This is a genomic window from Edwardsiella sp. A.80236, from assembly GCF_044540725.1.
GTDB classification, from domain to species: Bacteria; Pseudomonadota; Gammaproteobacteria; order Enterobacterales; family Enterobacteriaceae; genus Edwardsiella; species Edwardsiella tarda.
This window is the reverse complement of record NZ_JBIUCY010000082.1, coordinates 1-245: the sequence shown is the minus strand read 5'-3', so window position 1 is coordinate 245 and position 245 is coordinate 1. Positions and strand designations below refer to the sequence as shown.

Annotated in this window: 1 protein-coding gene; it reads right to left on the bottom strand. The window is 59.6% G+C overall.

Annotation, left to right across the window (positions count from 1 at the left end; all coding sequences use genetic code 11):
• Positions 1–245: GTP-binding protein (locus tag ACEQFP_RS17575; RefSeq protein WP_396464377.1), on the bottom strand; the 245-nt coding region annotated here is incomplete at both ends.

Below are 245 nucleotides of genomic sequence, written 5' to 3'. Positions count from 1 at the left end.
ATCTCAACCAGTTCCAGCAGCTCTTCGTCATCAACCATGTCGCACTTGTTCAGGAACACGATGATGTACGGAACGCCTACCTGGCGACCCAACAGGATGTGCTCACGGGTCTGCGGCATCGGGCCGTCAGTCGCAGCAACAACCAGGATCGCGCCGTCCATCTGCGCCGCACCGGTGATCATGTTCTTAACGTAGTCGGCGTGCCCCGGGCAGTCTACGTGAGCGTAGTGACGGGTCGAGGTGTC